Origin of the sequence: Brachybacterium sp. AOP42-C2-15 (assembly GCF_052377065.1) — a bacterium.
Lineage (GTDB): Bacteria > Actinomycetota > Actinomycetes > Actinomycetales > Dermabacteraceae > Brachybacterium.
Genome location: NZ_JBQSWK010000002.1, coordinates 193,874 through 217,726, shown reverse-complemented (window position 1 = coordinate 217,726; position 23,853 = coordinate 193,874). Strand labels below are relative to the sequence as shown.

The 23,853-nt window shown below is 71.3% G+C and carries 20 protein-coding genes and 2 pseudogenes; 6 read left to right on the top strand and 16 right to left on the bottom strand.

The features are described from left to right. Position 1 precedes the first annotated feature (1 nt). Positions 2-2,686, top strand: a complete 2,685-nt coding sequence (locus ACT3SQ_RS02210; RefSeq protein WP_444600775.1) for a S8 family serine peptidase — start codon at positions 2-4, stop codon at positions 2,684-2,686. A gap of 222 nt (positions 2,687-2,908) precedes the next feature. Here ACT3SQ_RS02210 and ACT3SQ_RS02205 read toward each other — a convergent pair whose 3' ends face one another. The 7 genes and pseudogenes from ACT3SQ_RS02205 to ACT3SQ_RS02175 all read right to left on the bottom strand — a co-directional run. After that, positions 2,909-4,048 (bottom strand): sialidase family protein, encoded by a 1,140-nt coding sequence (locus tag ACT3SQ_RS02205; RefSeq protein ID WP_441443401.1) that lies wholly within the window; start codon positions 4,046-4,048, stop codon positions 2,909-2,911. After that, positions 4,045-4,761: an N-acetylmannosamine-6-phosphate 2-epimerase gene (locus ACT3SQ_RS02200; protein ID WP_441443400.1), complete on the bottom strand. Its 717-nt coding sequence runs from the start codon at positions 4,759-4,761 to the stop codon at positions 4,045-4,047. The genes ACT3SQ_RS02205 and ACT3SQ_RS02200 overlap by 4 nt, the downstream gene beginning before the upstream one ends. A 33-nt stretch (positions 4,762-4,794) precedes the next feature. Then, complete coding sequence (locus tag ACT3SQ_RS02195) at positions 4,795-5,742, bottom strand: ROK family protein (protein ID WP_441443399.1); 948 nt, start codon at positions 5,740-5,742, stop codon at positions 4,795-4,797. Beyond that, positions 5,735-6,691 (bottom strand): dihydrodipicolinate synthase family protein, encoded by a 957-nt coding sequence (locus ACT3SQ_RS02190; RefSeq protein WP_441443398.1) that lies wholly within the window; start codon positions 6,689-6,691, stop codon positions 5,735-5,737. Before ACT3SQ_RS02190 ends, ACT3SQ_RS02195 begins: the two co-directional genes overlap by 8 nt. A 97-nt stretch (positions 6,692-6,788) precedes the next feature. After that, entirely contained in the window at positions 6,789-7,619 is an 831-nt protein-coding gene (locus tag ACT3SQ_RS02185) for an ABC transporter ATP-binding protein (protein WP_441443397.1), read from the bottom strand. Further along, a pseudogene (locus tag ACT3SQ_RS02180) lies at positions 7,616-9,173 on the bottom strand (dipeptide/oligopeptide/nickel ABC transporter permease/ATP-binding protein); the annotation flags it as partial. The gene ACT3SQ_RS02185 and the pseudogene ACT3SQ_RS02180, both read right to left, overlap by 4 nt. Before the next feature lie 61 nt (positions 9,174-9,234). Beyond that, positions 9,235-9,639 (bottom strand): annotated as a pseudogene (locus tag ACT3SQ_RS02175) (ABC transporter substrate-binding protein); the annotation flags it as partial. Between the two features lie 554 nt (positions 9,640-10,193). Here ACT3SQ_RS02175 and ACT3SQ_RS02170 point away from each other — a divergent pair. After that, positions 10,194-10,934 (top strand): FadR/GntR family transcriptional regulator, encoded by a 741-nt coding sequence (locus tag ACT3SQ_RS02170; protein WP_441443396.1) that lies wholly within the window; start codon positions 10,194-10,196, stop codon positions 10,932-10,934. A gap of 5 nt (positions 10,935-10,939) precedes the next feature. Then, positions 10,940-11,971 (top strand): aminoglycoside phosphotransferase family protein, encoded by a 1,032-nt coding sequence (locus ACT3SQ_RS02165; RefSeq protein WP_441443394.1) that lies wholly within the window; start codon positions 10,940-10,942, stop codon positions 11,969-11,971. Positions 11,972-11,980: 9 nt separating this feature from the next. Here ACT3SQ_RS02165 and ACT3SQ_RS02160 read toward each other — a convergent pair whose 3' ends face one another. Further along, the gene (locus ACT3SQ_RS02160) at positions 11,981-12,583 is read right to left on the bottom strand and encodes an LURP-one-related/scramblase family protein (RefSeq protein WP_441443393.1); all 603 of its coding nucleotides are present in this window, start codon (positions 12,581-12,583) and stop codon (positions 11,981-11,983) included. A 42-nt stretch (positions 12,584-12,625) separates the two neighbouring features. Here ACT3SQ_RS02160 and ACT3SQ_RS02155 point away from each other — a divergent pair, with 42 nt between their 5' ends. Next, positions 12,626-13,165 carry an arsenic metallochaperone ArsD family protein gene (locus ACT3SQ_RS02155; RefSeq protein ID WP_441443392.1) on the top strand — a complete coding sequence of 180 codons (540 nt, stop codon included), beginning with the start codon at positions 12,626-12,628 and terminating at the stop codon, positions 13,163-13,165. A gap of 5 nt (positions 13,166-13,170) precedes the next feature. On the opposite strand, the gene msrA is transcribed toward ACT3SQ_RS02155, so the two are convergent. Further along, entirely contained in the window at positions 13,171-13,863 is a 693-nt protein-coding gene (gene msrA, locus ACT3SQ_RS02150) for a peptide-methionine (S)-S-oxide reductase MsrA (RefSeq protein ID WP_444501759.1), read from the bottom strand. Between the two features lie 236 nt (positions 13,864-14,099). Between msrA and ACT3SQ_RS02145 the strand changes: the two genes are divergently transcribed. Then, positions 14,100-15,884 (top strand): hypothetical protein, encoded by a 1,785-nt coding sequence (locus ACT3SQ_RS02145; RefSeq protein ID WP_441443390.1) that lies wholly within the window; start codon positions 14,100-14,102, stop codon positions 15,882-15,884. A 31-nt stretch (positions 15,885-15,915) separates the two neighbouring features. Here ACT3SQ_RS02145 and ACT3SQ_RS02140 read toward each other — a convergent pair whose 3' ends face one another. The 7 genes from ACT3SQ_RS02140 to ACT3SQ_RS02110 form a co-directional block, all read right to left on the bottom strand. After that, entirely contained in the window at positions 15,916-16,467 is a 552-nt protein-coding gene (locus ACT3SQ_RS02140) for a hypothetical protein (RefSeq protein ID WP_441443389.1), read from the bottom strand. After that, the gene (locus ACT3SQ_RS02135; RefSeq protein WP_441443388.1) at positions 16,467-17,804 is read right to left on the bottom strand and encodes a DUF58 domain-containing protein; all 1,338 of its coding nucleotides are present in this window, start codon (positions 17,802-17,804) and stop codon (positions 16,467-16,469) included. The genes ACT3SQ_RS02140 and ACT3SQ_RS02135 overlap by 1 nt, the downstream gene beginning before the upstream one ends. Continuing rightward, entirely contained in the window at positions 17,801-18,823 is a 1,023-nt protein-coding gene (locus ACT3SQ_RS02130) for an AAA family ATPase (RefSeq protein ID WP_444501758.1), read from the bottom strand. Before ACT3SQ_RS02130 ends, ACT3SQ_RS02135 begins: the two co-directional genes overlap by 4 nt. Beyond that, positions 18,820-19,326, bottom strand: coding sequence for a hypothetical protein (locus ACT3SQ_RS02125; protein WP_444501757.1), 507 nt, complete (start codon positions 19,324-19,326; stop codon positions 18,820-18,822). Before ACT3SQ_RS02125 ends, ACT3SQ_RS02130 begins: the two co-directional genes overlap by 4 nt. Next, positions 19,323-20,162, bottom strand: a complete 840-nt coding sequence (locus tag ACT3SQ_RS02120) for a DUF4129 domain-containing protein (protein WP_444501756.1) — start codon at positions 20,160-20,162, stop codon at positions 19,323-19,325. The genes ACT3SQ_RS02125 and ACT3SQ_RS02120 overlap by 4 nt, the downstream gene beginning before the upstream one ends. After that, positions 20,159-21,445, bottom strand: coding sequence for a THUMP-like domain-containing protein (locus ACT3SQ_RS02115; protein WP_441443384.1), 1,287 nt, complete (start codon positions 21,443-21,445; stop codon positions 20,159-20,161). The genes ACT3SQ_RS02120 and ACT3SQ_RS02115 overlap by 4 nt, the downstream gene beginning before the upstream one ends. A gap of 66 nt (positions 21,446-21,511) precedes the next feature. Further along, positions 21,512-22,498 (bottom strand): NADP-dependent oxidoreductase, encoded by a 987-nt coding sequence (locus ACT3SQ_RS02110; RefSeq protein WP_441443383.1) that lies wholly within the window; start codon positions 22,496-22,498, stop codon positions 21,512-21,514. Between the two features lie 122 nt (positions 22,499-22,620). Here ACT3SQ_RS02110 and ACT3SQ_RS02105 point away from each other — a divergent pair, with 122 nt between their 5' ends. Then, positions 22,621-23,832, top strand: a complete 1,212-nt coding sequence (locus tag ACT3SQ_RS02105; RefSeq protein WP_442331860.1) for a molybdopterin molybdotransferase MoeA — start codon at positions 22,621-22,623, stop codon at positions 23,830-23,832. Positions 23,833-23,853: the final 21 nt, after the last annotated feature.

Genomic DNA, 23,853 nt, shown 5'->3' with positions numbered 1-23,853 from the left:
GATGCACTTCAACCGTTCACGTCTGCTCAGACTCCGCGGCGCGCTCGCGGCCGGCGCCGGTGCGGCCCTCGTGGCCGGCCTGCTGGTCGCCCCGCCCGCTCTGGCCGAGGGAGGCTCTCCCGAGCGCCTCGGCACCGCTTCCGAGCTCGGCGTCGAGGTTCCCACCCCCGACGACGTGCTCGATGTGGCCGAGACCGCGATCCCAGGCCGCTGGCTCGTCCAGGTCGATGGCGCCCCCACGCTCCGCGGCGGCAGCGCCTCGACGAACTCCCGCGCCCAGGAGCAGGTCCACGAGCGTGCGGAAGCCGCCCAGATCCCGATGGAGGTCGAGGAGACCTTCGTGGCCGGCTGGAACGGCATGTCCGTCGTCATGGACGATGCCGACGTCGCCAAGCTGCGCGATGTCGCCGGCGTGACCGCCGTCTACCCGGTGCTCGAGGTCTCGATGCCCGAGCCCGTCGACGCCGCACCGAAGGACGTCTACGGCAACGCCATGACCGGCGTGGACCAGGTCCAGCAGGTCGACGGCCTCACCGGTGAGGGCGTCACCGTCGCCGTCATCGACTCCGGCATCGACTACAACCACCCCGATTTCGGGGGCTCCGGCACCAACGACCAGACGGCGGACTTCCCGGGTGAGCGGGTGGTGGGCGGTTACGACTTCGTGGGAGATGACTACGACTCCCAGACCGGGGTCCCCGTCGCCCCCGACGAGTACCCCGACGACTGCGGCGGCCACGGCTCCCATGTCGCCGGCATCATCGGCGCCGACGGCGAGGTGCTCGGCGTGGCACCCAAGGTGGACCTGCTGTCCTATCGCGTGTTCGGCTGCGACGGCTCCAGCAGCACCGAGGTGATCCTCGCAGCGATGGAGCAGGCGATGGAGGACGGCGCCGACGTGGTGAACATGTCCCTCGGCGCGAGCTTCGTGACCTGGCAGGACTACCCGACCGCACAGATGTCCGATGTGCTCACCGATAACGGGGTCACCATGGTGATCTCCGCCGGGAACGAGGGCGTCGCAGGCACGTTCTCGAGCGGCGCCCCCGGGGTCGCGGCCGACGCGATCACCGTCGCATCGGTGGACAACACCCACTTCCGCTCGCCCTACGCGACTGCGGCGGATGCCGAGATCGCCTACAGCGGCGCCACCGGCGGAGCGGCGATCCCGACCTCCGGTGAGTTCGCCCTGATCTCCGCTGGAGCCCCGGGCAGCGCAGCAGGTCAGGCCTGCGACCCCTCCGCCGTCGTTCCGGCCTCCGGTCCAGGTCAGGCACTGCTGGTCGAGCGCGGGGTCTGCTCCTTCTACGAGAAGGCCTTCTCCGGCCAGGCCGCCGGATATGACGCCGTGATCCTGTACAACAACGCTCCCGGCGCCGTGAACCCGACGGTCGAGGGCGATCCGGCGATCACGATCCCCGTGGTGATGATCAGCCAGGATGACGGCCTGGCGCTGCAGGAGGCGGCCGCCGCCGGCGACGTCACCTGGGCCTGGCAGGACGGCACCGTGACCCTCGAGAACCCGACCGCGGGCCTGGTCTCGGACTTCTCCTCCTACGGCCTCACCGCAGAGCTGCAGCTCAAGCCCGACATCGCCGCCCCCGGCGGTTCGATCTGGTCGACCGTCCCGCTCGAGCAGGGCGGTCACGGCGCCAAGTCCGGTACGTCGATGGCGGCGCCCCATGTCGCCGGCGCCGCGGCGCTGTTGCTGGAATCCTCTCCGGAGCTCACCCCTCGTGACGTGAAGACCGCGATGATGAACACCGCAGATCAGCTGACCTGGTCGCTGATCCCGGACGTCGGCTACCTCGAGCCGGTCCACCGTCAGGGTGCGGGCCTGCTGGACATGGTCGGCGCCGTGCACACCGCTACCCGCGTCGATGAGCCCTCGATCTCCCTCGGCGAGGGTGAGGACGGCCCGAAGACCGTCACCCTCACGGTCCACAACGATTCCGAGGCGGAGCAGACCTACCAGGTCGGCGTCCGCCACGGCATCGCCACCGGCCACCCCGCCTATGACCCGGCGTTCTATGACGCCGCAGGCATCGCCGAGCCCGCCGCCGACACGGTGGCGGTGCCCGCCGGGAGCAGCACCGAGCTCGACGTGGTCCTCGGTGAGGCCTTCGGCGAGGACGGCATCATCTACGGCGGCTGGATCACCCTGACCGGCGCGGAGGATGACATCGTCGTCCCCTTCGCGGGGCTCTCCGGTGACTACCAGGCGCTGCCGGTGCTGGATCCCCAGGGCCTGGGCCTGCCCGTCCTCGGCGTCTCCGACGGGGCCGGCAGCGTTCTGCTGGATCCCGATGGCGGCCACACGTACACGATGCAGGACGGGGACATCCCCTACCTCGCGTACTACTTCGGATACCCGGTCGAGCGGCTCGAGATCAAGGCCTACTCGATCAACGGGGGAGGGAAGGCCAAGCCGGTCAACCCCTCCGTCGGCCTGATCGACGCCGGCGATCACCTCGGCCGTTCGGCCGCACCCGAGGTCTACGGCTGGGACGGCAGCTACGCGCTGAAGAACCAGAAGTTCAAGACCGTGAAGAACGGGGACTACATCCTCGAGATGCGGGTGCTGAAGCCCCTGGGTGATCCGGCGAACCCGGACCACTGGGAGACCTTCACCTCCCCGCAGTTCACGATCGACAACCCGAACCCGGGCAAGCCCGGAGCTCGCTGAGCGGGGCCTCGCTGAGCGGGAGCGCACTGAAACGGAGCGCACCGAGTCGCGGCCCGCTGAGCCTGACCCAGCGGACCGCATGACGGAGGGCGGCGGCACCATCACGGTGCCGCCGCCCTCTGCCTGCGAAATCGGCTCCGAGCTCCGAGCTCCGAGCTCCGAGCTGCGAGCTGCGAGCTGCGAGCTGCGAGCTGCGAGCTGCGAGCTGCGTCCGGCGGTCGCTCAGGCTGGCAGCTGATCCGCGGTGATCCGTGCGAAGCGGATCTCGCGGGCCTCGACCTCCCAGAGCACTCCGATCACGCCGTCATCCAGCGCCTGGACCACGGAGTAGTCCAGCGGACCGGGTTCGAACACGAGCACCTTCTGCCAGGTCTCCCCGTCATCGTGCGAGGCGCTGAGCGTGCCGCGGATCCGGGCGAAGCGGTCGTGGGCACCGGTGAACAGCAGCTCCCGTGCCCGTGGGTCCTCGGCGCCGGCATCCGGCCAGCGGCTCGCCAGCTGGGCGTTGTTGCCGGGATCGAGGAACTGCACATCGATCCCGGGGTTCTGCCAGCTCTCCCCGCCGTCGGCGGAGACCGCGATCCGTCGGTGCCCGCCGCGGGCGTGATCGCGCGAGTTCAGCAGCACCCGGCCGTCCGAGAGCTCCACGATCGTGGTCTCGTCCATGTCCTCGCCCACCGGGGCTCCGCGCTGCCAGCTCTCGCCATGGTCGTCGGAGAAGAGCACATAGGAGCGCACCACCTCACCGGCGGCCGGTCCCTCTCCCGCACGGCCACCCTCGCGGAACCAGCCGCAGTAGGGCTGCAGCAGTCTGCCGGCGTGCGGTCCGCGACACAGCACGATTCCGGCACCGGAGGTCGGGAATGCGGTGCGGAGCAGCTCCGGGGGAGCGGCGACCGCGGTCACGGAGCGGAACTCCCAGCTGCGGCCGGAGTCATCGGAGAGGCCGACGGCGGAGCCCATCACGTCCCGGTCCGCGTCATCGGTGCCGGCCACCGCGTCCCAGACCCCGCGGTCCTTCGCATGGGTGTGGAAGACGAACAGCCTGCCGGTGGCGGGGTCGTGGAGATAGCTGGGATCGCAGTACCACTGGCGGTCTTCGCGATCCGCCGCGCGGAGATCCTCGAAGGGGCCCCAGCTGCGGCCTCCGTCCAGGGAGCGTCGCTGCACCAGGCCCGTCGGATCCGGGACGTCCTGACCGGTGTCGCGGCCGTCGAAGGCCGCCAGCAGGTGCCCGTCGCCGAGATGGATGAGCCCCACGATCCGGTACCGGGGCCAGGGCCCTTCCCCGGCGCGGGCGAGCACGGTGTGCGGGACCGGGGCGTCGGGGACCGGCGCAGGGGAGGAGCCCAGTGAGATCATCGCAGCCGAGTGCCCGAGGCGGCAGTGTCCGCAGCATCCTCCACTGCGGTGCGGAACCAGCGGGTGATGCTCGTGGGATGCGTGATCGCGGTGCCGACCACGATGGCGAAGGCCCCGGCGGCGCGGGCGTCGGACGCCTCCTGCGGGGTGTGGACCCGCCCCTCGGCCACCAGTGCCGAGGTCGCGGGCAGCTGCTGCGCGAGCTCGCCGAGCAGCTCGAGATCGGGTCCGTCCGTCGTCGGGCGCGCCGCGGTGTAGCCGGCGAGGGTCGTGCCGATCAGCTCGATCCCGAGATCCGCGGCGATATGCGCCGACTCGAGGCTGTCGCAGTCCGCCATCAGCGGTCCGTCGAAGCGCTCGCGCACGGCCGTGACGGTCTGGGCGAAGGTGCGCCCGTCAGGGCGGGGACGGGTGGTGCCGTCCAGGGCGAGGATGTCCGCGCCCGCGTCGATCACCGCGAGGCAGTGATCGAGGGTGGGAGTGATGAAGACTCCCTCCTCCCCGTCCTTCCAGATGCCGATCACCGGCACCTCGACGGCGGAGCTGACCTGGCGGATGTCGTCGAGCCCCTGCGCGCGCACCGCTGAGGCGCCGCCCTGTTCCACTGCGGCGGCGATCTGCGCCATGGTGCGGGGATCGCGCATCGGCTCTCCGGGATAGGCCTGGCAGGAGACGATCAGTGAGCCCTCGAGCGGGGCGACCAGAGGATGCAAGAGAAGTCCTATCGGCGGAGTGGACGGTCGGTGTCAGGCGGTGAGGTCGTCGAGCGCTCGAGCGGCGGCACCCAGCAGCGCGGCATGCTCTCCGGCGCTCGCTGACAGCACAGGGGTGGACGCGACGACGTCCATCGCCTCCTGCGCGATGCCAGCGGTCACGGCATCGCGCCACGGCGCTCCGGCTCCGTGGACACCGCCGGTCAGGGCCACCACCTCGGGATCCAGCACGTTCAACAGCGCCCCGATCACCCGCCCGGTCGCGATACCGGCGACCCGGTAGGCCTCCAGCGCCGTGGCGTCCCCGGCGATGGCCGCGGCGGCGAGCGCTCGGCCGTCGCTCAGCGAGCTGTCTGCGCCGAGGCGGGTGGCCAGCTGGAGGATCCCCGGCCCGGAGGCCAGTCCCTCCAGATGTCCCACCCGGCCGCAGGGGCAGGGCACCCCTGCGGCCTCGGGGACCGGCACATGGCCGACGTGGCCGGCGGCGCCGTGCGCGCCGAGGACCCCCCGCCCGCCGAGCACGTGGCAACCGCCGATGCCGGTGCCCACGGCGATCAGCAGGAGCGAGTCCCGGTCGCGACCGGTCCCGAATCGGGCTTCGCCGAGCCCGTGGGCGTGGACGTCGTTGAGCGCGCTGACCGGCACTCCGAAGCGGTCGGCGAGGGGGGTGAGGAGGTCGGTCCCGGCCCAGCCGGTCAGGGAGGCGGTGGCGTGCGAGACCCGTCCTCGGCCGCTGTCGATGACACCCGCTGAGGAGAGGCCCACCGCCTGCACCCGTGAGCCTGAGCGCACCTGGTCGGCGAGGTCCGCCGCGGCGCCGAGGATCGCGGCCGGTCCGGCGGTCGCGGGCGTCGGCACCTCGGCCACTCGTTCGAGCCGGGGCGCGATGCCTCGCTGGGCGTCGTCGGCTCCCGCGCCGTGCACCAGCGCGGCGCGGATCTTGGTGCCCCCGAGGTCGAGGGCGAGGACAGGATCAGGCATCCGTGCCCCCGTCGGTGAACGCCCCCTCGAGCAGCCCCGTCTGCTCGAGGATCGCGCGGATGCGACCCACCGCGTCCCCCTCGATCGGGGACATCGGCGTGGCCATCGTGTTGGTGGAGAAGATCCCCAGCTCCCGCAGCGCGGTCTTGAAAGCGCCGACGCCGGCGGCCGGGCCGACCTTGTCGGTGGGCTGGAAGACGATCTCGAACAGCTGCGCGAGGTGCTCCTGTTCGCGACGCACCTGCTCCCAGTCGCCGGCCTGGGCGGCCTGGTGCATGCGCACATAGCCGGCGGGGTCCACGTTGCCGAGCCCTGGCACGGAGCCGTCGGCCCCGGCGAGGTAGGCGCCGTCGACAACCACCTCGTGGCCGGTCAGCAGCGTCAGCGGGGAGCCCGCAGCACGGTTCGCGGCAGCGAGCCGCCGGAAGCCCACATCGTCGCCGCTGGAATCCTTCACCCCCGTGATGATGCCATCGTTTCCGAGCCGCAGCATCTGCGCGGCGGAGAGCTTCGTGTGCACGCAGACGGGGATGTCGTAGGCCCAGATCGGGCGCTCGGTCACGGCGGCGACGGCGCGGAAGTGGGTATCGATCTCCTCCGGTCCGGTGATCGCGTAGAACGGAGCGGTGACCACATAGCCGGCCAGATCGAAGCGCTCGGCGGCGCGGACGTGCTGGATCACGCGGTCGGTCTGCATATCGATGACGCCGGCGATCACCGGGACCTGGCCGGCGACGGTGCCGGTGACGGCCTCGAGCACGGCGGCGCGGCGGGCGTCGTCCCAGAAGGCGACCTCCCCGCTCGAGCCGAGGGAGAAGATCCCGTCCACTCCGCCCTCGAGCAGGTGGGCGACCAGCCGCTCGAGCGAGGGCAGGTCGATGTCGCCGTTGGCGGTCAGCGGGGTCAGCAGCGGGGGGACCACACCGGTGAGGGTGGAGGGGGAGGTCATGGCGGTGGTGCTCCTTCGAAGAACGGTGGATATCAGGATGTTCGGAGTGGGGCTGTCACAGCAGCGATGTCACAGCAGTGCCGTCACAGCTGGGCTGTCACAGCAGCGACGGGGCTGCGGCCAGCAGGGCTCGGGTGTATTCGTCCTCGGCGCCCTCGAAGATCTGCTCGACGCTGCCATGCTCGATGACCTTCCCGTGGTGCATCACGGCGATGGTGTCGGAGATGAAGCGGACGGTGCTGATGTCATGGGAGATGAACACCAGTCCCAGCCCCAGCTCGTGCTTGAGGTCGGTGAGCAGGTTCAGCACCTGGGCGCGGACGGAGACGTCCAGGGCGCTGGTGGGCTCGTCGGCGACGATGATCTCGGGCTCGAGCGCGAGGGCGCGGGCGATCGCGACGCGTTGCCGCTGCCCGCCGGAGAGCTGGCGCGGCAGCACCTCGAGCGCGGACTGGGGCAGCCCCACCAGGTGGAGGAGGTCCTTCACCCGGGCCAGGCGCTCGGGCTCGGTGCCGATCCCGTGCACGCGCAGCGGGTCGACCAGCGTCTCCCGCACCGCCAGGCGCGGGTTCAGCGCCGTCGCGGGATCCTGGAAGACGACGGACACCTTCCGGCCCAGCTGCTTGCGGGCCGCGCCTCCGCGCCGCAGCGGCTGGCCGTCGAAGAAGACGTGACCGCTGGTGACGGGCTGCAGCCCGGTCATCACCCGGGCCAGGGTGGACTTCCCGGAACCGGATTCGCCGACGATGCCGAGCACCTCGCCGCGGCGCACGGAGACGCTCACCCCGTCGACGGCGCGGATGGTGTCGGGATGCAGCAGGCTTCCGCTGCGCAGGCGGTGGACGACGTGGACGTCGACCAGCTCGATCGTGGGCTGCTCCCGGCCGGCGGTGTCCGAGGTGAACTGCGGGGTGGAGTCGGTGGTCATCGCGGATCTCCTGCCAGAGGTGTGGGGACGGTGCCGGTGGTGGCCACGAGGTGACCGCTCATCCCGATCTCGACCAGTCGCGGGTGCGCGGTGGGATCGGCCGACGGATCCAGCGAACGCGGGGCGAAACGGTCTCCGGCGGCGAAGTCGCGGGGTGAGGGGACGGTGCCGGGGACCTGGTGCAGGCGCTCGGCGCCGGCCTCGATCGACAGCACCGAGCCCAGCAGGCCGCGGGTGTACTCGTGGCGGGGATCGATGAGCAGCTCGTGGGTGGTGGCCTGCTCCATGACCTGACCGGCGTACATCACGGTGATCCGGTCGGCGAGCTGGGACACCAGGGCGAGGTCGTGGCTGACGAACACCATCGCGAAGCCGAGCTCCTCCCGCAGCCGGTTCAGCAGGTCCACGACCTGCTTCTGCACGGTGACGTCCAGGGCGGTGGTGGGCTCGTCGGCGATCACCAGCTTCGGGTCGCGGGTCAGGGCCATTGCGATCAGCACCCGCTGGCGCTGACCGCCGGAGAGCTCATGCGGGTAGGAGTTCAGCATGCGCTTCGGATCCAGGCCCACCAGCTCCAGCAGCTCCTCCGCGCTGCGGGTCCCGCCGCGGCGGGTCAGCTGGGCCATCTGGGAGCGGATCAGCATCGAGGGGTTCAGCGAGCTGAGCGCGTCCTGGTAGATCAGCGATCTCGTGGCCGCGCAGGGCGTTCATCTGCTTCGCGGGCAGGGACAGCAGGTCCACACCGTTCAGCAGCACCTTCCCGCTGATCCGTGCGGTGCGGGGCAGCAGACCCATCACCGCGAGGCTCGCCACGGACTTGCCGGAGCCGGACTCGCCGACCAGTCCCATCGTCTCGCCGGGTCGCACCTGGAAGGAGATCCCGTCGAGGATGTCCGTCCCGCCGTGCGCGGAGGGGAAGGCGACCCGCAGGTCCTGCACCTCGAGCAGAGGCGCGGACACGGTCTCGGAGGCGACGCGCTCGGGCCGGGACAGCTCGGCGCTGCGCAGGGCGGAGAGCGACTCGAGCAGCAGCCGCTGGGCGGTCTCCTCGTCGGTCGCACCGAGCACCTCGTGAGGGATCTCGTGCGCAGTGCTGGCGGGGCCAGCGGCAGCAGCGACGGCGGACCCGGACCCGGACCCGGACCCGGCGTCGAACCCGGACCCGGACCCGGCGCCGGCGTCGGTACCAGTGCCGGGTCCGGTGCCAGCCTTCCGGCCGTCGACCGCGGCCTCGACGAGGGACTGCTCATCGGCCTCGACGTCGACCTTGACCTTGACGCGGGGGCTCGCCATCGCGTCGGTCAGGCCTTCGGAGAGGATGTTCAGGGCGAGCACGGTCAGCAGGATCGACAACCCGGGGAAGAAGGTGGGCCACCAGTAGCCCGACAGCAGCAGCTGCTTGCCGTCGGCCAGGATGTTGCCCCAGGAGGGGCTGGGCGGCTGCACACCCGCGTTGATGAAGGACAGCGAGGCCTCGAGCACGATCGCATCGGCGACCAGCACGGTCGCGAACACCATGATCGGGGCGATGCAGTTGCGTGCCACGTGCTTGATCGACGATCTTCGAGGCGGCGGAGTTGTCGGTCATCTTCCAGGGGCCCGAGCCCACCGGGTTCGAATCGAAGGCCTTCGGATCAGCTTCGACAGCAGCCTTCGGCACGATCTTCACCGTCGACAGCCGCTCGGCGAACACTCCGGTGGGGTGGAGGAGGGTGAAGGTGACGGTGGTGTCGTCCTTCTTCTCGATCGTGTCGATGAAGGGGATGAACTGCGAGTACAGCGACGCGTTCGCCGGGTCCTTGACCCGCTCGAAGGAGAAGACGACGTCGTCGACGGTGACGGGGGAGCCGTCGTGGAAGACCGCACCCTCGCGCAGGGTGACGTCGACGGTGTCGCCCTCGGCCGAGGGGACCTCGGTGGCGAGCGCCGCGTACACCTCACGCGTCACGGGGTGCAGCTCCGTCAGGCCCTCGAGGGTGTGCCAGTTAACCGCGACGGTCAGCGCCGCCGAGGTGGTCATCGGGTCGTAGCCGTTGGTGCCAAGCTCGTAGCTGATGGCGGCGTTGATGTGGCCGTCCGGATTCGCCTCCCCCGCGGGGGCACCGCCGCCGTCGGAGCCGCTGCCGCCGTTGCCGCCGTCACCTCCGCTGTCGCTGGGTGCGCAGGTGCCGATGCCGGCGACGATGCCGGCCGCGCCGGCGATGGCGGCGGTGCCGCGGAGGAAGCCGCGTCGGCCGAGCCGACCAGTGGAGTTGGAGATCACCGTTGATACATCCCTTCGGAGGGTGGTCCCGGCGCCGGTGGCGACGGGGATGGTCACGCCGTCTTCGCGAGTCGGCGGGAAGTCCGCCACCTCGCGAAGATCAGACGTATGATGTCTGATGACTGGGAAGAGTGCATCACGGATGGCGTGATCGCCACCACCCCAGAGAGCGGTCGTCACCGAATGGTGACCACGCGGCTGTGAGGTCGCCACGCACGAGGAAGACCCTCCGGACCGGAACGCGGCGGAGGGCCGGGCACGGCATGATGAGACCTGTGTCGCACACTGCGGCGGGTCCGAGAGGAAGAGGCATGGTGCGCAGCAGAGGCACGGGCAACAGCGCTGTCGAGCGGATCCAGGACCTGATCCTCGTCGAAGGGCTGGTGCCGGGAGATCCCATGCCCACCGAGAGCGCGCTGTGCGAGCGGCTCGAGATCTCACGCTCCTCGGTGCGCGAGGCCATGCGCACGCTGGCCTCGCTGGACATCGTCGAGGTGCGGCACGGGCACGGCACCTTCGTGGGGCAGCTCTCGCTCTCCCCGCTGGTGGACGGGCTGCTGTTCCGGGCGCGGCTCGACGACGGCAACGACCTGCGGGCCCTGCGAGAGGTGGTCGAGCTGCGAATAGCCCTCGATCTCTCGGTCGCGGATCAGCTGGTGGCGTCCTATCAGGACACCACGAACCCCGAGCTCGAGGGGCTGGTCGAGCAGATGCGGGATCTCGCCTCCGCGGGCCGCCCCTTCCCCGAGGCGGATGCCGCCTTCCATACGGCGCTGTTCTCACACCTGGACAACGGGCTGCTGCGCCAGCTCGCGCAGGCCTTCTGGGAGATCCACACCGTCGCCGTCCCGCTGCTCGAGCTCCCCCCGGCCGAGGACATCCTGGACACCGTCAACGCCCATCAGGCCATGCTCACCGCCCTCGAGACCGGCGACGCGGACGCCTATCGCCAGGCCGTCCACGCGCACTACCTCCCGCTGGGAAGGGTGCTGGACGCAGCGGCGAAAGCTCAGAGCTCGGCCGCGGAGCCCGCCGCAGCAGAAACGGTCTGAGGCCTGTGCACCTGAGCGAGGTGCTCGACGACGCGAGGGCTCGTCCCTGGGCCGCGCAGCCCTGGGCGCGGGACCTCCTCGATGCACTCCCGGATCGGCTGCGGGCGGTGCTGTCCCGCTGGGAGCTCACCGTGGTCCGGACCTTCGCCGACGGGGCCGAGCTGCCCGTGCTCGAGGTGCACGGACGCACCACCGGCCCCGCCGTCCTGAAGCTCAGCGGACACGGCTCAGATCATGCCCAGCAGGTGCGGATTCTCCAGGCGGCCGACGGGCGCGGCTATGTGCGAGTGCTCGAGCAGGCCGACGACCTCCGTGCGGTGCTGCTGGAACGTCTCGGCCCCTCGCTGTGGGCGTCCGTCCCCGACCCCGTCGCCCAGTCCCTGGCCCTCGCCGACCTGCTGCCCACCACCTGGGAGCTTCCCGTCGCCGTCGGCGCACCCTTCACCCCCGCCCAGAAGGCCACCTCGCTGCTGGCCCTTGTGGACGGCGCGCTCGAGAGCGGGCTCGCGAACGACGTGCTCGAGGGCGCGAGCGGTGGGGCGCTGGAGCGCGCGAGCGGTGGGGTACTGGAGGGTGCGGGCGGTGGGGTGCTCGGGGGCGTGGGCATTGAGCCGGGGGAGCGCGAGGTCCTCGAGCGGGCGCGGGCCCTCGCCCTCGAGCTGATCGCCGATCCCTCTCCGCGCCAGGTGGTGCTGCACGGAGATCCGCATCCGGGAAATGTGCTGCGTCGTGGGCCGGAGCATGTGTTCATCGACCCTGACGGATTCCTCGGAGAGCCGGAGTATGACCTCGGGGTGGCGCTGCGGGACCACCAGCGGGTGATCGACGACCTCGATCATCGCGAGGGAGTCGGTGCAGGGCGGCGCTGGCATGCACGGCTCGTCGCGCAGCTCGCGGAGCGGCTCGAGCTCGACGCGGAGCGGACCGCGGCCTGGGCAGGGCTCGAACGCGTCACCACCGCGATCCACCTGGCGAAACTGGGCTGGGCCGAGGAGTCCAGGGCCTGGCTGCGCACCGCGCAGCGGATGCTTCGGTGACCGCCAGACTCAGTTGTTGCGCGACTTCTTCTGCCGGATCAGGTCCAGCACGATGCAGCCGCCGATGACCGCCAGCCGCAGCTGAGGCGGCGCCGTCGGGTCCATCGCGAGCACATAGCGGCTGTGGCCGAGGAAGCCACGGGAGAGCCCGCCCCACTGCCGGGCGACCGTCGCGGCGACGAATCCCTCGACCTCGACGGTGAAGTCCATCCCCAGCATGTCCCCTTTGAGCTCGAGCGAGGGTCCGCCCACCACCGAGATCCCCACACGTGTCGAGAAGAGCGCGAAGTGACTGATCACCTCGGCGAGCGGAGCGCCCTCGGGGGTCGAGAGCTCGAAGCGGTCGAAGCCGATGCCCGGCGGATCCTGGACGTGCAGCAGCGGTGTGCCGTCGGCGTCGGCGACATCGAGCGCGCGGCTCCCTGCGAAGAGCCGTGACACCCCGCTTCCCGAGGTCGTGACGTGCCCGATCACCTGCTCGCCGGTGGCATCGAGGATGTCGAAGTCGTTGGACATGAACCCGGTGATCTGCTGCATCACCAGGGTGTCGTGGCCGAGGAGCACGGAGCCGGGAGCTGGGTTGGGCATAGGGGTGGGTGCGGAGGAGTCCATCGCCACAGTGTGCCAGGCGTCCAGGGCGCTACCGTGGTGCTCATGAACGTTGTGGACGAGTCTGCGCAGCAGGCCGCACTGGACATCTTCCTGCCCTCCCCGCCGCCCGACGTCGAGCAGCAGGAGGCCTTCCTCGACGAGGCCGCGGCCCTCGCGCTCGCCGGCCAGCCGATCACCGTCTACCTGCAGGACGAGGACGCCTGGGCCTTCGAGGAGTGCGAGCCGGTGCGTGCGCTGCTGGAGTCCGCAGGGGAATCCGCGCTGCCGGTGACGCTGCTGGGCTTGGACATCGTGGTCAGCTCCGTCTACCCCACCACGGAGCAGATGACGCGCTTCGCCCAGGAGGGAGGTGCACCGCGGGCACCCCGCTCAGCGGCGGCGTCGGCCTGCGGACCTGGCGGTGCTCCCGGCGCGGGCGCTGTTCCGCTGCCGCGCGAGGCGGGTGGCTTCGCGGCGCAGCTGCTGGGTGTCGCCCCGGCTCCGGCACGGCCCGAGGGTGGGCCGGACATCGGCGCACGACGGAACCTCATGGGCGGGGACCACGGCGACGGGCTGCCCGGCCAGGAGGCCCCGGCCCGCTGAGTCGCTCAGAGCGAGCAGGCCACCCCGTTGAACCCGTGGTTGCAGTAGCCGCCGGGATTCTTCTCCAGGAACTGCTGCTGCTCGGGCTCCGCCGTGTAGTACACGCCGTTGCCGGCCTCGGCCAGCGGTGACAGCTCGGTGGTGATCGCACCGCGACCGGCCTCGTCGAGCGCCTGCTGATAGCGCTGAGCGGAGCTGGCCACCACCTCGCCCTGTGCCGCGGATGTCCAATACACGGCGCTGCGGTACTCGGTACCGACATCGTTGCCCTGACGGTTGGCGGTGGTGGGGTCGTGCTGCTCCCAGAACTGTGTGAGCAGGGCGCGCAGCGTCGGCTCTCCACCGGAGTAGATGACGCGCACAGCCTCGGTGTGACCGGTCTTGGCGGAGAAGACCTCTTCATAGGTGGGATGCGGCGTATATCCGCCGGCATAGCCTGAGGAGGTGGTGTGCACGCCGGGGACCTGCCACGCGATGCGCTCGATGCCCCAGAAGCAGCCGCCGGCGAGGATGATCTCCTCGGTGCCCGCGGGCCAAGACCGCGGATCGACGGGGGAGTCCGGCCCGAGCATGTCGGTGCCGAGCACAAGGTGCTCGCGCGCGAGGGGATAGGGATAGCGGTCGCGGCCGGGAAGGGCGTCTTCCGGCGCGACCATCTCCTTCTTGTGCCCGTACAGGAGGTCCATCATCTGCCACATGCCCCTCACGGTAGTCCTCGCCGACCTGCCGTGGAGGTCTGGAGCGACGTGGAACACCTGGGTTCCGCCCAGGGCGTGACGCACGGCGTGACCCTTCCTCCCCACCACCCCTTCGTCCACATTCGGGATGCAGACCTGGTGCTGCCACGGAGCGGAGCGCACGCTTGTTCGAACAGCACGACAGCCCCGGACACAGTCGTCCAGGACCGTGACCAGGCGTGAAGGAGGGCAGAGGCATGAGCGCCAGCGCGATGCAGTGGACCACTGACCTCGAGCTCCTTCTCGACGCTGCACCGTCCCTGGAACAGCTCCCCAGGGGGCATGACGACGCCCTCATCGATCTCATCACCGCCATGGAGCACGGCAAGGCCCGCCTCGCCGCCGTGCAGGCGCAGGCAGAGACTGTCTTTCACGACTCTCAGATCCGGGAGCAGAAGCGCCTCGGGGTGCCGCGCGATGAGCTCGGACGTGGCATCGCCGACCAGATCGGTCTCGCGCGCAGGATCGCCCCCAAGCAGGCCTCCGATGAGCTTGCGCTGCGACGGATACTCGTCACCTCGATGCCGCGCACCACTGCGCTGCTCGGCGCCGGGAAGATCAGCGAGTGGGCCGCCCACATGGTGGCGGCCAATGTGGTGGTCCTCGACGACGAGGACCGTGCCACCATCGATGCCGAGTTCGAGGCCCGGCTCCCGAAGGTCACCGCAGGCCGCGCGAGCGACATCACGCGGGCGCGGGCTATGGAGCTCGACCCTGGAGCGGCGGTGGCTCGGAACCAGCGAGCGGTCAGCGGCCGACGGGTCACGCTGCGCCCCGCCGTGGATGGGATGTCGGTGCTGCGAGCGGTCCTCCCGGTGAAGGACGGCGTCGCCAGCTTCGACGCCCTCACTCGCGCCGCCAAGGCCGCCAAGAGCGGGGGTGATCCTCGGGGGAAGGGTCAGATCATGGCCGATACGCTCGTCGAGCGGACCACCGGGGTGGAGACCGTGGACGACGTTCCGGTGGAGGTCCAGCTGCTCATGACCGATCTGACGCTGCTCGGCGAGGACGTCGAGACTGCCTGGATGGGCGGGATTCCGATCCCTGGCCCGGTCGCTCGCGACATCGCCCTCGGCACCCGCACAGCGCCCTCCCGGCGCCAGCCGGATGTGCACGAAACGCCACCGTCTGAGCTCGGAGATGAGCCTGCCGCGCTCGCCCTGCCTGCCCTGCCTGTCGACGACGCCGAATCACGCTCCGCTCACGCGCACCCTGCCGAGCTGGCCGCGTCGGATGGACCGGCACTCGCCGGTTCGCCCGAACAGCCGATAGTGCCTTCGCCGCCGACCGAGGTGACCGCAGAGCCGTCGACCACTTCACCTGCCGGCCTGCCGAACGAAGCCTCCGCAGGCCCGAAGAATGTCATGCCCGCAGCACCGTCGGCCGGTCCTCCTGAGGAAGAGCTCGAGACCAGCCCACCGGATCCCGCGACGGCCGCAACAGATTCGCGGGAGGTGACCGAGGCGAAGCGCTGGATCAGACGCCTCTACACCGACTCGCCCACGGGCGATCTGACAGAGGTGGACGGCCGCCGTCGGCTCTTCCGCGGCGAGGTCCGACGCTTCATCCTCACGCGGGACCAGCGCTGCCGCACGCCCTTCTGCGATGCCGCGATCCATGACGTCGACCATGCGCACCGCCACGCCGATGGGGGCAGCACCGACGTCGGCAACGGCGTGGGCCACTGCCAACGGTTCAACCTGGCCAAGGAGATGCCCGGATGGACCTCGACCTTGGACCCCGCCGCCGATGAGGAACCAGGTCTGCTCACCATCGAGACGCCCACCGGGCACCGATATACCTCGACCTCGCCGCTGCTGAGGCGGCTCCTCGACGGGCCCGACGGAGAGCGGGCCAGGATCCTCCCGAACGCGCCGGAGGAGTCTCAGGACGCTCAGGGCCAGACGGACGCTCAGGCCCAGCCGGACGTTCAGCAGCGCACGGAGGACGAAGCGCCGCCGGACTTTGCAGCCTCAAGGTGAGGCGGTGACCCAGTGCTCTTTCGCTGCGATCTCACCGCTCGCGGGGCAGCACCGTGATGAACAGTCCGATCGCCGCGAGCACTCCGAGCACCATCATCCAGGGACCGAGCTGCACCCCTGCGAGCCCTGCCACCAGCAGCCCGCCCAGCAGGCTCAGGACGAGCACCGGGAGCAGCCCCTTGCCGGCGAGTAACCAGGCGCTGCGGGCAAACACGCCGTGCACGGGAATCGTCGCCGCGAGGGCGAAGGCGCTGTGCGCGATCAGCAGCAGGAGCCCGATCCCGGCGGTGCGCAGCATCGAGACCTCGCCCAGGCCGAGGACTCCCAGCACGATCCCCGCCGGTGCCAGCAGCCCCAGATCGGTGTCCGGGTTGCGGAACTGGAACAGGAGCCCCAGCGCGACCGTGAGGGTGATCAGGACGGTGCCGACGTGGGTGAACAGCCCCGTGACCCCGAACAGCATCAGCAGCGCGAACACCGTCGCGGCGGTGCCGGTGATGCGCAGCAGCCACTGCGTGGCGCTCACCTTCTGCAGCTCGAGCAGCCGCTGGGCGACGGGATCGACCACCTGTCCCATCCGCATCAGGACCTCCTCATCCGGGGCGCCGTACGGGCCGCCGAGAGTGACAGCAGCACGGGGGCGAGAGAGCTCGGACCTTCCCAGGCCGTGACCGGCACACCGGCTTCGCGCAGCTCGCGCACCGTCTTCTCGCGCAGCAGGCGGCGCATCGCCCAGGCTTCGGGCCAGAACCGGTCGGAGACCTTGCCATCGATACGCAGCGGCTTCCCGTGCAGCACCGAGGTGTCGCCGATGCTCGGCGGCAGGGTGTCGACCACGATGACGTCGGCCCCATGCGAGACCAGCACTCCGATCTGCGCGATCGTGTCCCGGCTCAGCAGCGGCGTGCACACCACGGTGAGGGTGCCCGAGCGCACCGAGCGCAGGCGCCGCGCCGGGCGCAGCGCGCCGGCATCCCGGCTGGCCCGTGACAGGGCGGCGGTCAGCACGCGCAGCTGGCGGGGACCGGAGCCGGGCGGCACCGGGCCGATGAGATGACCGATGTCGAACACCGAGACGCGGTCCCCGGCGGTGAGATAGTGACGGGCGATCGCCGAGGTCGCCCGGATGGTCATGTCCAGGCTGGTGGGCGCCTCCGCATCGGACCAGGGCGCGGGAGCGATATCCGCAATGGTGTCGGTGACGATCAGGACCTCGGTGTCCTGCTCGGTGAAGGTGGCGTTGGTGTGCAGCTCGCCGGTGCGGCTGGTGACGCGCCAGTTGATGCGATGCAGGCGGTCACCGGGGCGGAAGGTCCGCACCTCGGAGAGCGCGGTGCCATCGCCGCGGCGGCGGGACAGGTGCACCCCGCTGACCCCGATCGGGGTGGGCACCTCGACGGGGGCGTCGAGCACGGTGGAGGCGGGGACCACCTGCACCTCGGCAGGGGCGAGGGTCCGCTGGGCGCGGTAGGCGCCGAGTGCGTCGGCCACCAGCACGTGCATCGGGCCCACCCGGACCTTTCCCCAGCGCTGCGCGCTGACCCGCATCTGCAGCTCCCCGTCGCCGGCGAGGGAGCCGTGGCGCGGGGCGATGTCGGCGTGGGGCGGCATCGGCAGCGTCGCCGCGGTGAGCACCCCAGGGTCCGTGCGCACGGTGACGGCTGCGGTGCCACCCTCTTCGATGCTGCGGCGGTTCACCCGCTGCTGCGGATCCACCACCGCCCGCTCCTCACCGCGCAGGGTCCGTCGAGCCAGTGCCACCAGGGCCCAGACCAGCAACGGCAGCCCGACCAGGATGATGTCGGGCCGGCCCATGACCAGGGCGAGTGCGAGGGCGGCACCGCCGATGATCGCGGCCCGCACCAGCGCCGCCGTCGGCCGGGTCCGCAGCTCGATCTGCCGTGAGTCCCCGGAGCTCACGCCGAGGCCTGGGGGACCGGTTCGACCGCTGCGGGGACCGGCACCTGCCCGAGGACCGCGTCGACCACGCCGGCGCCGGTCGCGTTCTGGAGCCACAGCTCGGGCTTGACGGTGACGCGGTGGTCCAGCGCGGGATGGGCGAGTGCCTTGATGTCCTCGGGGACCACGTAGGAGCGCCCCCGGATCACCGCGAGCGCGCGGGCACAGGTGATCAGGGCGAGGGTGCCTCGCGGTGAGGCGCCGACCAGGGCGTGCTGGTGGCTGCGGGTCGCGGCGGTGAGCTCGACCGCGTAATGACCCACCGAGTCCTCGACGTGGACATCCTCGACGGCCTGCTGCACGCCGAGCAGCCCGGCGGCATCCAGCACCTCGGGCACGATCTGCTCCTCGCGGCGGCGATCGATGCGGCGGGAGACCACCTCCCACTCCTGTGCGGCGGTGGGATAGCCGAAGGAGAGTCGCAGCAGGAAACGGTCCAGCTGCGCCTCGGGCAGGGGATAGGTGCCCTCATGCTCGATGGGGTTCGCGGTGGCGAGCACATGGAACGGGTTGGGCAGCTTCCGGGTGGTGCCCTCGACGGAGACCTGCCGCTCCTGCATCGCCTCCAGCAGCGCGGACTGGGTCTTCGGCGGGGTGCGGTTGATCTCGTCGGCCAGCAGCAGTCCGGTGAACACCGGGCCCGGACGGAACACGAACTCGCCGGTGCGCTGGTCGAACACCTCGGCGCCGGTGAGATCCGCCGGCAGCAGGTCGGGAGTGAACTGGGCACGCTTGAAGGGCAGCCCGAGCGCCTGCGCGAACGACCTCGCGGCGAGCGTCTTGCCCAGGCCCGGGAGGTCCTCGAGGAGCACGTGCCCGCCGGCGAGGATGCCGGTGAGGACCAGTTCGAGGGACTCGCGCTTGCCGACCACGGCGGTCTCGACGGCGTCCAGCACGGTGGCGGCGGCAGCGGTGGCTTCCTGGGGCGACATCGCCCGGGGCGTGAGAGCAGTGGGGGTATCAGGGGTGGGGTCGGTCATCGGTCCCTCTCCTCGCGCGAGGCGAGCTCGGTCAGGCAGCGGTGCAGGGCACGTCGGTCGATGGGGCCGACGGGATGGGTCTCGGCATCGGGGTGGCGGGCGATCTCGAGCAGCCGCTCCAGGCCCGTGCTGAGTGCGGGGGCTTCGGGGTCGCGGGCACGTTCCTCCGCGATCTCGCCGAGCGTGCGGGCGAGGCCGCGGCTGGTCATGCGGCGGCTGGGCTGGGCGCCATGGGCGAGATCCTCGAGCCGGCGCACCCGCGTGTCCTGGGCATGGGGCAGCGCGTAGTCGGCGTCGAGATCGAGTTCGGGGGCATGGAGCTGATCGGCGCGGTCAGCGCCCTCGTCGATGATCCACCAGATCGCGCCGCAGGCCAGGCCCACGGAGAACAGGATCGGCAGCGGCAGGTACAGCCCGAACAGCGTGCAGATGAAGTACAGCACCAGGGCGAGCACCACGCCGATCGCCAGCTTCACCAGCAGCGGCAGCCAGGAACGGATCATGCGTAGCCCTCCTCAGCCGGGCCGTTCCCAGCCGGGCCGTTCTCCGTCGTGCCGCCGCCGAGATCCGCGGTCAGCCCGTCGAGCAGGGCGAGTGCCTCCTCGCGGTCCGACTCCACCAGGGGCTGGGGGTCGAACAGCGCCCGACGGTACAGATGTGCGAGCCGATCCAGCGCCGAACGGTCGAGGTCCAGGGCGCCGAGCACGGCGACGACGAACTCGAGCGTGGTCTGGGAGGGGGCGCGCCGCACCCCGGCCTCGGCGATCGCGCGCTCCAGCGCCAGCCAGGCCGCGATCACCGCGTCATGGGCGTCGACCACGGTGGACAGATGCGCACGGGCATCCTCGAGCGCGGCCATCGCCTGCTCGGCGGTGAGCTCATCCTCATCGGCGTATCCGGCCAGCGCAGGCGCAGGCCGGGCGAGCTTCCGCATCCGGTACGCCACCCAGATGGCGAGGGCGAGGAGGATCACACCGAGCACCACCAGGGCGATGATCAGCCCGGTGTTCGGACCGTCGGGATCCGGCGGCTGGGTGGGGAGGTCCTGGGTGGCCCAGTCCGGCTCGTTGTAGTCCTCACGAGCGGGAGCGAACTTGTACTCGCCCTCGGTCTCCCCGGTGTACACCGCGCCGGGGCCCCGGTCCGCGGCGGCGCCGAGGGCGACCAGGCCGATCGCGCCGAGGGAGACCACCAGCAGCAGCACCGCGACCAGACGGCGGTGGGCATCGACGCGGGGGGAGCTGTCCGTGCTGCGGGCAGCGTCAGCTCCGGCGTCGGCGTCGGCGTCAGCGTCAGCAGTGGTGGTGGTGCTGCTGCTGGCGCCGTTCCCGGTACTCATCGGACGGCCTCCTGCGCGGTTCCCTGGGCGGCGGGGCTCGGATGCGGGGAGGCGACGATCACGGACTGCTCCCCGCCGATGCGGGTGAGGATCAGGGTCGCGGATTCGTCGCCGAAGCGGCGCGGGCGCAGTTTGCGACGCAGCTCGTCGGGCTCCACGGCGGTGCCGCGCTTCTTGATCTCCAGAACGCCCAGGCGATGCTCCCGCAGGTAGGCGGTCAGCCGCTTGAGGCCGAAGGGCATCACGTCACGCACTGTGTAGCCCCGGACGAAGGGGGTGCTCACCAGGCGGTCGCCGGTGAGATAGGCGATCGTCTCATCCAGGGTGTGGGCGCCGAGGTGCTCGGCGAGAGTGCCGATCAGTCCGGCCCGGATCACGGCGCCGTCGGGCTCGTAGAAGTGGTCCCCGACCGTGCCCGGCGTGGGATCGCCGGCGGAGTCGACGCCCCGGTCCAGGCGGTGCGCACCGGCGTGGTCGATGAGCAGGGCGGAAGAGAGCACTCCCTCGCGTGCGAGCGGCCCGCACCAGGCGGCGGCCTCGAGGACCTGCCCGTGGTAGGACAGCCACTGGACCTCCACCTCGCGCGGCAGCGCCTCCCGGGAGACGGCAGGGCCGAGCTTCGCGCCGAGCGGTCCCAGCTCGTCGGCGGTGCCGAGCCGGCGCGCCAGGTCCAGGACAGCGGACAGCGGCGGCTCGTACTCCTCGGGGTCGTGCAGGCGCCGGGTGCCGCCGCGGGAGGGGGCTCGGCGGGCGGGATCCAGCCAGATACCGTCGGTCGACGTCGGGTCGTGCTCCGCGGCGTCACCCAGCTGGGCGCGCGCGTTCGGGAAGGGGCGCAGGTTCACGGTGGCCACGGTGACTGCCGCGGGATCGCGATCCACCGCCGTCACCTCGAGCCCCAGCCCCGCCATCGCCATCGAGTCACCGCCGATGCCGCAGCCGAGGTCGGCGACGCTGCCCACTGCGGCGCGCTGGAAGCGCTTGGCGTGGAGCGCCGCGATCGGCAGACGGGTGGCCTGCTCGAGACCGTGCGGGGTGAACAGCATGGAGGAGGCGAACTCCCCGAACTTGTCCGCAGCGCGTGCGCGCAGCCGCGACTGGGTCAGCACGGCGGCGACCAGCTCGGGGGAATGCCCGGCCTCACGCAGCTGCGTCGAGTGCCGCAGCACGTCGTCCTCACGATAAGGAGGCAGGGAGTTCAGCAGCGCCCAACCGCTGGGATGCAGCACCGGCTCCAGGGCACGGAGGGCGGCGTCGGCATCATCGGCAGAGGGCACAGGCATGAGAAAAGGGTACCTGCTGGACATGTGTCCGGGCTCACCGCCGCGAGCCGGTACGTGCCCCGCGGCTCAGGCGCCGATGTCCAGCACCAGCTTCCCGCGGGTGTGGCCCTCCTGGAGCCGCACATGCGCCTGGTCGATCTGACTCATGGGCAGCACCTCGGAGACCTCGAGCGGGTAGCGACCAGCGCGGATGCCCTGAGCCAGGCGGTCCAGCCGCTCCCGGCTCTGCACGATCGACGGGATCCTAGCCTCGATGCCCCGCTCGAGCGCCGGGGTGAGATCCGCGAGCGTGGGCAGGGCGACGATCCGGCCGCCGGGGGCGAGCTGGTCGAGGCTGGGCAGGAAAGTCGCGTGATAGTGGGTGTCGAGCACGACGTCGACCCCGCGGCCTTCCGTGAGGCGCTGCAGCTCGGAGCCCCACTCGCCGGTGTCATAGGGGATGGGCACCGCGCCGAGCTCACGGATCCGCTCGACGTTCGCGGACCGTCCGGTGGCATAGACGGCAGAGGCGCCGGCCTCGAGCGCCATCGGGATCAGCAGCTGTCCCACCCCGCCGCTGCCACCGTGGATCAGCACCGTCTCGCCCTTCTCGATCCCGGCGGTGTCCCGCACGGTGGCGATCGCGGTGAGTCCCACCAGCGCCAGCCCCGCCCAGCGCGGCAGGTCCTCCTCGGGGATCTCCCCGGGCACTGGGGCGAGGTCATCCGCCGAGATCGCGATCACCTCGGCGGCCACCCCGCGGTGATCGCCGGGGCCGCGCATCCCGAACACCCGCGTGCCCTCGGTGAGGCCGCGAGAGCCCAGCTCGGCCTGATCGAGCCCGGAGCCGGCCCCGACCACGGTGCCGACCATCTCCCGACCGGTGCCCGCCGGCAGCGGCAGATCCTTCGCCCGCCCGGAGGAGCCGTCGCGGATCTTGAAGTCCAGCGGGTTCAGGCCCGCGAACAGCACCTGAACGAGCACCTCGTCGGGCGCGGGCTCAGGGGTGGGGGCGTCGGTGTGCAGGGTCAGGACCTCTGGGCCGCCGAAGCGGTCGAAACGAATCTCACGCATGGACCCATCATGCACCCCGCACCTGGCAGTGGCCACGGCAGAAGGTCGATGGTCGGGTTCGCGGGGCCGGCGATGGGGGATCATGGAGCGATCGCCTGCCCGGACACTACCCCTGGAGGACCATGAGCGCCCACCGTCTCTCGCCGTGGCAGTGGCGTGAGCTCCTGACCCGCGAGATCACGCTGCCGCTCGAGACCGAGCAGGTGCCGCTCCAGCAGGCGAGAGGCCGGTATCTCGCCGCTGAGGTTCGCAGCCCCGAGGCGATGCCGGCCCTGCCCATCGCCGCGATGGACGGCTTCGCCGTGCGTCGTGCGGACCTGAAGGCGCCGGGCGCCACCACCCTCCCGGTGAGCACCGAGATCCCCGCCCGCCCCGGTCAGGTCCGAGCCCTGGCGCTCGGCACCGCCGCCCGGATCATGACCGGCGGAGCGGTCCCGGCAGGAGCGGACGCCGTGATCGAGGTCGAGGCGACGGATGCCGACCCCTTCGGACGGGTCCCCGCCGCCGTGACCCTCACCCTCGATGCCCTTCCCGCCGCCGGGCGCCACGTGCGCTTCCCCGGCGAGGAGGTCGCTGCGGACGAGCTGCTCGCCGGGGAGGGAGACCTCGTGGGACCGGGACTGGTAGGACTGGCCCGCGCGCTCGGACTCGCCCAGCTGCCGGTGCGCCGCCGCCGCCGGGTGACCGTGGTGGTCACCGGGGACGAGCTCGCCGCTGAGGCGACTGCGATCGGCAGCGTGCGCGAATCCAACGGCACGATGCTCGCCGCGGCGTTGGAGGTCGACGGCGCGCAGGCACTGCCCCCGCTGCACAGCAGCGACGACCACACCCAGCTTCGTGAGACGCTCACCAGGGCCGCGGCGGAGTCCGACCTCGTGCTCACCACCGGCGGGATCGGCCACGGCGCCTTCGACGTGGTCAAGACCCTGCTCGGCGAGCACGGCAGCAGCACCTCCCGCTTCGAGCATCTCGCACTGCGCCCCGGCGGACCGCAAGGGTGGGGACTGCTCCGCGGCGGGGTGCCCGTCGTCCACCTTCCCGGCACCCCGGTGGGGGCATTGGTCGGCTACCACCTGTTCATCCGTCCCCTGCTGGTGGGGGAGCGCGCCGCCCCGCGCAGGATGCCGCTCGGCGACACCGCCGCAGATCACGGGCATCGCCGACCCGGCACTGTGTATGCGCTGCCCGGGAGGCTGCGCCTCGGGGCCGACGGCCGGGAGGTGGTCGACCTGCTGCCCGGGCGGCGCCTTGCCCCCTATGGGCGAGCTGATGCGATCGTGCTGCGCAGGGACATCGACGCCGCGGACGGCACGGTGGCCGTGCTCAGGATCTGAGCCGCCCCTGCATTACCGTGG